This window comes from Alphaproteobacteria bacterium 33-17 (assembly GCA_001897445.1).
Taxonomy (GTDB): domain Bacteria; phylum Pseudomonadota; class Alphaproteobacteria; order Rickettsiales; family 33-17; genus 33-17.
In genome coordinates this window covers 1-8,073 of record MKSX01000018.1, presented here as the reverse complement: position 1 = coordinate 8,073, position 8,073 = coordinate 1, and the positions used below count along the sequence as shown (strand labels likewise).

The 8,073-nt window shown below is 32.0% G+C and carries 8 protein-coding genes; 4 read left to right on the top strand and 4 right to left on the bottom strand.

Features of this window, described 5'->3' with window-relative positions; translation table 11 throughout:
* Positions 1–317 precede the first annotated feature (317 nt).
* Together BGO27_01490 and BGO27_01485 are read left to right on the top strand one after the other, a co-directional pair.
* Positions 318–1,151, top strand: a complete 834-nt coding sequence (locus tag BGO27_01490; protein ID OJV13755.1) for a hypothetical protein — start codon at positions 318–320, stop codon at positions 1,149–1,151.
* An 84-nt stretch (positions 1,152–1,235) separates the two neighbouring features.
* Positions 1,236–3,041, top strand: a complete 1,806-nt coding sequence (locus BGO27_01485) for an excinuclease ABC subunit C (GenBank protein ID OJV13754.1) — start codon at positions 1,236–1,238, stop codon at positions 3,039–3,041.
* An 84-nt stretch (positions 3,042–3,125) separates the two neighbouring features.
* On the opposite strand, the gene BGO27_01480 is transcribed toward BGO27_01485, so the two are convergent.
* The 3 genes from BGO27_01480 to BGO27_01470 form a co-directional block, all read right to left on the bottom strand.
* Positions 3,126–3,884: a hypothetical protein gene (locus BGO27_01480; GenBank protein OJV13753.1), complete on the bottom strand. Its 759-nt coding sequence runs from the start codon at positions 3,882–3,884 to the stop codon at positions 3,126–3,128.
* A complete protein-coding gene (locus tag BGO27_01475; GenBank protein ID OJV13752.1) occupies positions 3,881–4,519 on the bottom strand; it encodes a hypothetical protein in 639 nt (212 codons plus the stop codon). Before BGO27_01475 ends, BGO27_01480 begins: the two co-directional genes overlap by 4 nt.
* Positions 4,520–4,669: 150 nt before the next feature.
* Positions 4,670–5,488, bottom strand: a complete 819-nt coding sequence (locus tag BGO27_01470) for a hypothetical protein (GenBank protein OJV13751.1) — start codon at positions 5,486–5,488, stop codon at positions 4,670–4,672.
* 284 nt (positions 5,489–5,772) lie between these two features.
* On the opposite strand from BGO27_01470, the gene BGO27_01465 reads away from it, so the two are divergent.
* A complete protein-coding gene (locus tag BGO27_01465) occupies positions 5,773–6,672 on the top strand; it encodes a hypothetical protein (GenBank protein OJV13750.1) in 900 nt (299 codons plus the stop codon).
* A gap of 127 nt (positions 6,673–6,799) precedes the next feature.
* Complete coding sequence (locus tag BGO27_01460; GenBank protein ID OJV13749.1) at positions 6,800–7,414, top strand: hypothetical protein; 615 nt, start codon at positions 6,800–6,802, stop codon at positions 7,412–7,414.
* Here the strand turns inward: BGO27_01460 and BGO27_01455 are convergent.
* Complete coding sequence (locus tag BGO27_01455; GenBank protein ID OJV13748.1) at positions 7,398–7,898, bottom strand: hypothetical protein; 501 nt, start codon at positions 7,896–7,898, stop codon at positions 7,398–7,400. The genes BGO27_01460 and BGO27_01455 overlap by 17 nt on opposite strands.
* Positions 7,899–8,073: the final 175 nt, after the last annotated feature.

The window sequence follows — 8,073 nt, the reverse complement described above, 5'->3', positions numbered from 1 at the left end:
AAGGAAAAAAGAAAGCGTTTTACACAACCCTTTCAGACTTATTGTCAACCCTTTTCACTCAAAATTCCGTCACCGATACTCCGAACCCATACAATTATATAGGCTCATAATTTCGGCGAAAACTTACCTCATGTCATTACGAGATAGTTACCTCTAAACAATCCGCAGCATGATCATTTTTCATCTATAAACCCTTAGTTTTAAAGTTACAATAAAACAATTTTAATAATAAAATCAGAAAATATATTAATTATCACTACCATGTTAATAAATAATACTATACAATTGTTAATGTAAATTTTTTAATAGGTTCATTTATGTCAAAAACAAAATCTGCCGATAGCACACCCATTATTCAACCTCAAACAGCACCAGTGACCAGAAAAGCAAGAAGAAATTCCGAAAGCACATCAACGATAATTTCACCTAAAACATTAAGAAAATCTACAGGCGATGAAAGCCCCCGTTCTTTGACAAGTGCCATTGAACAAATTGATACAATGCAAGATATAAAAGGTAAACTTTGCTCAATACCTGAAGATAAAATTCCTGATTTATACAATAGCAAGGATGATAAAAAGAAATTTATGCAATTAAAAGATATTATCTTATATCTCATCACATATTTTGATGGTTCAGAAAAATACATAAGCTCTTTAAACTTTAATTTATCTAATGAAAAGTTTAAGCAAAATTTCCTGGATAACAGCCTTTTATTTATTAATACTGTCATAACAAAAAGAAAATATAGCGCATTACAAATTTTGGTTGAATGCGGTCTAAATTTCAATGCTCAGGATAAAGACGGCAACACCGCATTACATCTTGCGATTATAAATAAAGATATCGAAGCGGTTAAAGCAATTTTAAAGTATGATGTTAACTTAGAAATTACTAATAATAAAAATCAGGATGCTCTGGATTTGGCAACAGAGCTTAAACAAAATGAAATTCGTGATTTATTAATACAAATCTGGCCTAAGAAAACCGAAAAATCTTCTTCCATTGTTTATGAACTTGCAGAATTAAAAACTAATCTGGTAGAGGAAAATAGCCAGTGGCGTAATCAGGTTGTAGAAATGCCTAAATTAAAATTGCTTTGTTTAGATATTCTGAGGCAAAACAATACAAATGCACATGAATTTAAATAAAAAAACCTTGAAACAGAAATAATTTAGCTTACTGTAAAAAACCATAAAATATGTAAATATAAAGTTTATGGTTTTACAGTAAGTATGAAATCTTTTGAATATATTAAAAATTTTATAATAACCTTATCCAATAAGCCCGGCGTTTATCGCATGATGGACGAAAAGGGTACAGTGCTGTATGTAGGAAAAGCAAAAAACCTTAAAAACCGTGTTACTAACTATACATCTCCTGCTCGCCTAAATAACCGAATCATAAGGATGATCGAGCAAGTTGTGCAAATGGAAGTTATCGAAACCAAGTCTGAAGGCGAGGCTTTGCTACTTGAGGCAAGTCTTATCAAAGCTTTAAAGCCCAGATATAATATATTACTTCGTGATGACAAAACCTTTCCATATATTCAAATTACAACTGATCATGAATATCCGCAGGTTCTAAAATATCGCGGTAAAAAACATAAGGATGGCGTTTATTTTGGACCTTTCGCCTCAGCACGTGATGTAACAAAAACTATAGAAGAAATTCAAAAAGTATTTTTACTCAGGAACTGTAGCGATCACTGTTTTAACAGCCGTAAACGCCCTTGCTTAGAATATCAAATAAAAAAATGCTCAGCACCTTGCGTCTCTTTTATTTCCAAAGAAGAATATAAAGAAAACGTCGACGCTGCCATCAGCTTTTTAAAAGGCGATACAACTGCTATAAAAGCATCACTTGCAGACAAAATGAATGCATCCAGCACTAACATGGAATATGAAGCTGCTGCACGGTATCGCGACCGTATTAAAGCCTTAAATACTATTGAAGCCAAAACCAGAGTTAACTTAAAAGGCGAAATTGACGTGGATGCAATCGGTATGTACCGTATTGATAAGCACATATGTATACAAATTTTCTTCTTCAGAGGTGGGCAAAGCTATGGCAATCGCTCTTATTTCCCAGCTCATGCTGAAGGATATTCGGATGCAGAAGTATTAGATGCGTTTTTAGGGTTATTTTACCAAAACCGTGTACCACCCAAAACCATTTGGATGTCAGGAGATGCACAGGAACATGATACTATTCAGGCAAACCTATCTGAAATTGCGGGTTATAAAGTTAAAATCACCGTTCCTAAACGTGGTGAAGCAGCAGAAATAGTTGGGCTTGCCGTAAGTAATGCAGAGTCTAGCCTTAAAAAGAAAATGGAAGAGGAAAATAAATACGAAGATTTATTATCTAAAATTAAACAGACTTTTGAATTTAAAGAAGAAATTACTCGCATCGAGGTTTACGATAACAGCCATATAAGCGGTACGAATGCAGTTGGCGCAATGATAGTGGCGGGCAAAGAAGGCTTTATAAAATCCGAGTATAAAAAGTTTAATATTCGAGATACAGACATTGGGGATGATTATCAGATGCTGCGCGAAGTACTTACCCGCCGCCTCAAAAGGCTTAAGGATAAAGATTATACTGGATACTTACTACTCATTGATGGCGGTAAAGGTCAAAGAACTATAGTAGAAGAAGTATTTAGCAAAATGGGTTTCCGCCTGCCATATTTATGCATTGCAAAAGGCAAGGACAGAAACGCTGGTAGGGAAAAATTTTATAACGAACGCTTAGATGACATTACTTTTGATAAAAATGAAGAAATCATGAAGTATCTACAAATTTTACGCGACGAAGCTCACCGCTTTGCTATTGAAACCCACCGTAAACTTCGCTCTAAAGAGCTTAAAACCTCGCAGCTTGATAGTATTCCCGGTATAGGTAAATTTAAAAAAGCAATGCTACTTAATTACTTTGGTTCAGTTGAAGCAATCCGCAGTGCAAGCATTGATGACATTGCAAAAGCCCCAGGTTTTGATAAAAAAACAGCCAAGAAGATTAAAGACGCTTTGTTATAAAAGCAATTGAATGACAAAGAATTATTTCAGCTCGTTCATTGAGAAAAAGGCAAGGCATTTTTCAGCATTCTAGCTCTGAATCACTTAATTTCCTGAACTAATTATAACTTCTACTAAAGAATTATAGACTTTCCAAATTTCAGTTTCAAACCATTTTCCCCACTGTTTTGGCGTGATTGGGTATTCAGAAATTCTAGCATGCCCTATATAAGTTTTTAAGGTCGCAAAACAGTATTCAAGCCTTATGCATTTAAATTCAGCTTTATTTAGCATCAATTCTTCAATAAAAATTTCCTTAATATTATCTAGGGAAATTACTCTGGAAAAAATCTCATCTTTAAATTTTTTTGTATCTACAATATAACCAAAATCATTTTTTATAATATTAAAATCCTCAATTTCGCTGATAGAAGAATCTATGAAGTCTTTTATATTATCAAGGTACTTCGCTATTTTTGTATTGCTAACAACTAAGCCATTATCCTCAATTTTAATTGGCTTAAAATTAAAAGATAACCCATAGCCATGATTTCTGGAATTTATAAAAATATCCTTAAATAATGGGCTTTGACTTTCAAGGTATTTTTTAAGCTCCGACATTTTCCTGTGCAGTCTTGTAATATCGCTAATCATAAGTTTATGTAGCATAAGCAGGTCAGTGATTTCAGTATAACTTACAGGTTTAGGATGCTTGCTGAAAATGGCATATAAAACTTCATTATAAAATGGCTTGAGCCTGACTTCTTCTAACGCGCCATCTGCCTCGAATGCCAAAAGCATATTATTATAATCAATGCTAATGCTGATGTTTTTTATATAATCTTTTAGTGTTATAAATTTCATAAAACCTCAAATGAAATTCTGGTAATATTTTTCTTATGAGTAATCTTTTTTATTTTAATTATACCTATTTCTTTTGTACTTACAACGTGAGTTCCTCCGCAAGGTATTTTAGGGTAATCTCCTATTTGTACAGTACGGCACAAATCATTATTATCTATGATAATTGCGAGGTCATTTTGTATCACCTCTGATACCATATTTTCTAGCGCTGTTTCATTCAGTGCAATATTTCCATAAGCCTCAATATATGCTTCGCCTGGGTATGCATGACCTTTTCTAACCTGTGCGATGCTTATAGACTCAACTATATTACCAAGCAAATGTGCTGCACTGTGGTATTTTGCATTTAACATTCTTCTTGCTTCATCAATTTTTATATAGCACATTTCATTTTCAGTAACACTTTCTGATTCATGGTAATGCCTTATTTCACCAGCTACTTGCTTAACATGTAGCACCCTAATATTATTATCATTAGTCTGAATTATACCGTTGTCAGAAGGCTGCCCACCACCTTGTGGATGAAAGATTGTTTTACTTAATATAAGGTATTTTCCAAACTCATCTTCTGAATTTCTTGTTATTTGAGAATTTGTTTCAAAAAGATATGTGTCATTAAAATATAATTTTTCCATCGTATTACCATTACAAATTAGTTAGCATAAATTTACCAACTTTTTATAATGATAAAAATGAACATAATATCCTATTATTAGGATAAATTTAGGATATTATCTTGGAATTATCCTAAAATGTCCTGAGTATTATTCAAAATCAAACCATGTTTAATTTGTATTTTTCTGAGACAGGGTGTAACCCAATTTCTCCATAACGTTTGATACATTATTTTCAATAAAATCAAACCCTTCGTGTAAAATTTGGTTTTCTTCTAACTTATACTGGTAGCACTTACCGCTTTTGGTAATACGTTTCGGGAAAAAGTTACTCGCAATTTCAGGGTACTCGGCTATCATTTGGCTTTCAATTTCTTTGGTTTTCTCAAAACTTGAGTTATCTATAGCATTGATAATTTTGGAATTTTCATACCTTATACCTATAAATATCATAAGATTTTTGAGTGTTATAATTGGGTTAAGCTTTAAATCTTCAAACCTTAAAATATAACAGTTAGGCAGATCTATAGCCTTATTATAAAAGGCAGTCCAAAGATTTATATGCTTCTTGGCAAAATGTAGGAAGTTTTCCCCATCCAAATCATTATGTATTTTAAATAGCGATAGCAATGTATCCCTCGGATCCCTTACTAAAATAAAGGTTTTTTCGTTTTTGCCTAAGAATTTTGGGTTATGGGTAAAAAATACCGATACATCATTTCTGAATATAAAATTGTCATTCCCTACCAAGGAAGGAAGCCCAAATTGCGAGGGTATAAGGTGTTCGGTTTTTGAATATTCGCTATATTTATTATCAATTTTTCTCGGAAATTTAAAGAAATCCTGCTTGAAAGATTCTTCCTCAAATCTTAGCCTTATTCCAAGTTCTATAAATATGTTTTCAAGGGATGTCGCCCCACTACATGTATAAGATAAAAAAGAGACCTGTTTTTCAGATGGTCTGCGTCTGATGTTAAATAAAGCTTTCATTTGTTACTGTGTTTTATTATTTTTTGCTTTTTATAGCATATTCTTTTATTTTTCAAGTATTTATACAAACAATTTTATAAAACCTATTGATTAAAATTTTTAAGGTAATTAGAATTTTTCCCATTAATACTTACTATTTAGGTTGGTTATGAGTAATAGAAAAAGCGAATTTGATACTTTAAGAGGACTTGCAATTATAATAATGATCTATGCAAATTCCTCGGTTTTACTTAAATGCTGAAGTACCTTTGGCTTTACGATATGTCTTTTCAATTTCCGCTCCAATGTTTGTTGTTACCTCTGAAATTATGATGGGATTAATGAACGGTAAACATAACTTTAGGTACATATTTTTCAAGGCAGCTTTTATTATTTTTATTGGGGCAATAACAGACTTAATTATTAATAAAACCGTGCCATTTGAAGGATTTGATATACTATATCTAATAGGGTATGCATTACCAGTAACCTACTTAGTGCGCAAGTGGAATAATAAGGCTATTTTGATATTAATAATTCTTATTTTAATAGCCTCTCCATACTTAAGGCAAAAATTTGGTTATGAGGATTTAGTATTTAATATTGCTAATTTTTCTACTCTAAATATTATACCAAAAGAGGCAGCATTTAAATCATGGTTCATAAATGGCTGGTTCCCTATGTTTCCGTGGCTTGCGTTTATGCTAAGCGGGCTTATAGTAGGAAAAATTTATAAAAACTATGAAGCATTATCTAAAGACTATTTTCAAAGCCCTTTACATTTATTAGCGTTTTCATGGGTACTTATGGGCGGCATCGTAATATTGGCTATCTCACCTTCTGATATGCCAAATAGAAATGGTTATCACTGCATATTTTATCCTGCAACAACAGGAATATTTATTGCTTTGTTAGGTGCCACAGGAATTTTAATGCACTCAGCTAATTATATTAAGCATCTTAAATTTTCTAAGCGTTTTATCCACCCAATAGGTAGAAGTTCACTGGCTATTTATCCAATTCATTTAATTTATATTAATAATATATTAGAGCCAATTTTTGGAAAAATGGATTCCATTATATTATTTAGCATTACGTACATAATACATTTAATGCTTCTTAGATTGACTGTATTTTTATTTGACTTATTAAAATCTCGAAGCCCTTCCTTACCATCACCTGTTTACTGGCTTATTGGCAGATAGATTAAGTAACATTTATAATTGACATTATATATTTTAAATGAAATAATTTATTAAAATATTAATAAAAATTACAATGACTAAACTCGACAAAATTTTAATAGCTGTCACTATTTCTATAATATTCAATTTGATAGCTGATATTTATATTAGGCATGGTATATCAGAAATTGAGTTAAGCAAAATAGGACGTAAGTATGAAGAAGGCATCTACGCTTACTACAGAATTGCACATTTCATAGTTCTAAATACCATATCAGTTGTATATTTTTATAGGGAATTTAAAAGGGCTAGATCTAAAGAAAAGGATTTAGGTTTAAATCATAGATATCCTAAATTATCTGGCTTGATATGCCACTTACCAATGTGCCTTATGCTTATGCCATATATTGTAGGAGGTTCAGTAGGAATTTTCAGCGGCCCTTTATTTTTTCTGGCAATACCTTTTTGCGCTATTATAGGTGGTGCTGCAGCCTACTCTCTATACTATTTATTTTATAAAGAATGTGCATGGTTTGCTATACTTATAGTTATATTTATTTACCACTGGAGCAAGAATTTTGATGCAAAGTTGGAAGAGTTTGCTAAATCAGATACTAAGAAAGATAAATTGGTAATTAGTTTCACCGCTAAGCAAGCATTAATTTATACAATGTCTTATATTAGCATTTTTGTGATTACTACATTTGCTATAAGATATTATTTTAAGTTTCTGGATTGGCTACATTTTACAATGAATTATTAAAAGTAAATATCCAGCGTTCTTTAATTTTTGGGTCGTAATCTACAGTGATATAATCGCACTTATAACTTGTATACTGTTCTATGTTTTTATGCCAAAATGCCAATGCTTTAGTGTTAGTTGGCACTACAGTAAGCTCCCAGTTTCCTTTGTATAATTTCCAAAGTTCATGAACTGCCGCTTTTGCTATACCTTTGCCATGGAATTTATGCATGACAAAAAAGTGATCTAAACGCCAATCAGTAGACTCTAAAATACCTTTTTGGTTTAGCAGCGCAAAACCAGCAATTTCGTCATCTAACATTATTATATAAGCCTTTTGGGCGGGATTATTAAAATAGCCGCTTAAATCTTTTTCATTATATAAGCCATTTTCATTCAGCTTCGCATCTAAAAAGTCACTGCTGGAATATATATAAAACTGCCAGAGATTTTCTAGGGTTTTTAGGTGGGTTTGGTCTAAAATTTTTAAGTTAATATTAGCCATGGAGTATTTTTTAAGTTTAGAAAATTATACTAATAATAAATGAAAAGTGCTAGATAACAATTGCCATAAGGTTTGGGAGATTAAAAATGGATTGCTACAAAATGCTATGCATTTTTCGCAATTGTAGAAGTTCAAAGTTTTGGTGACGGAAAAGGGTTGACAATAAGGATGTCTG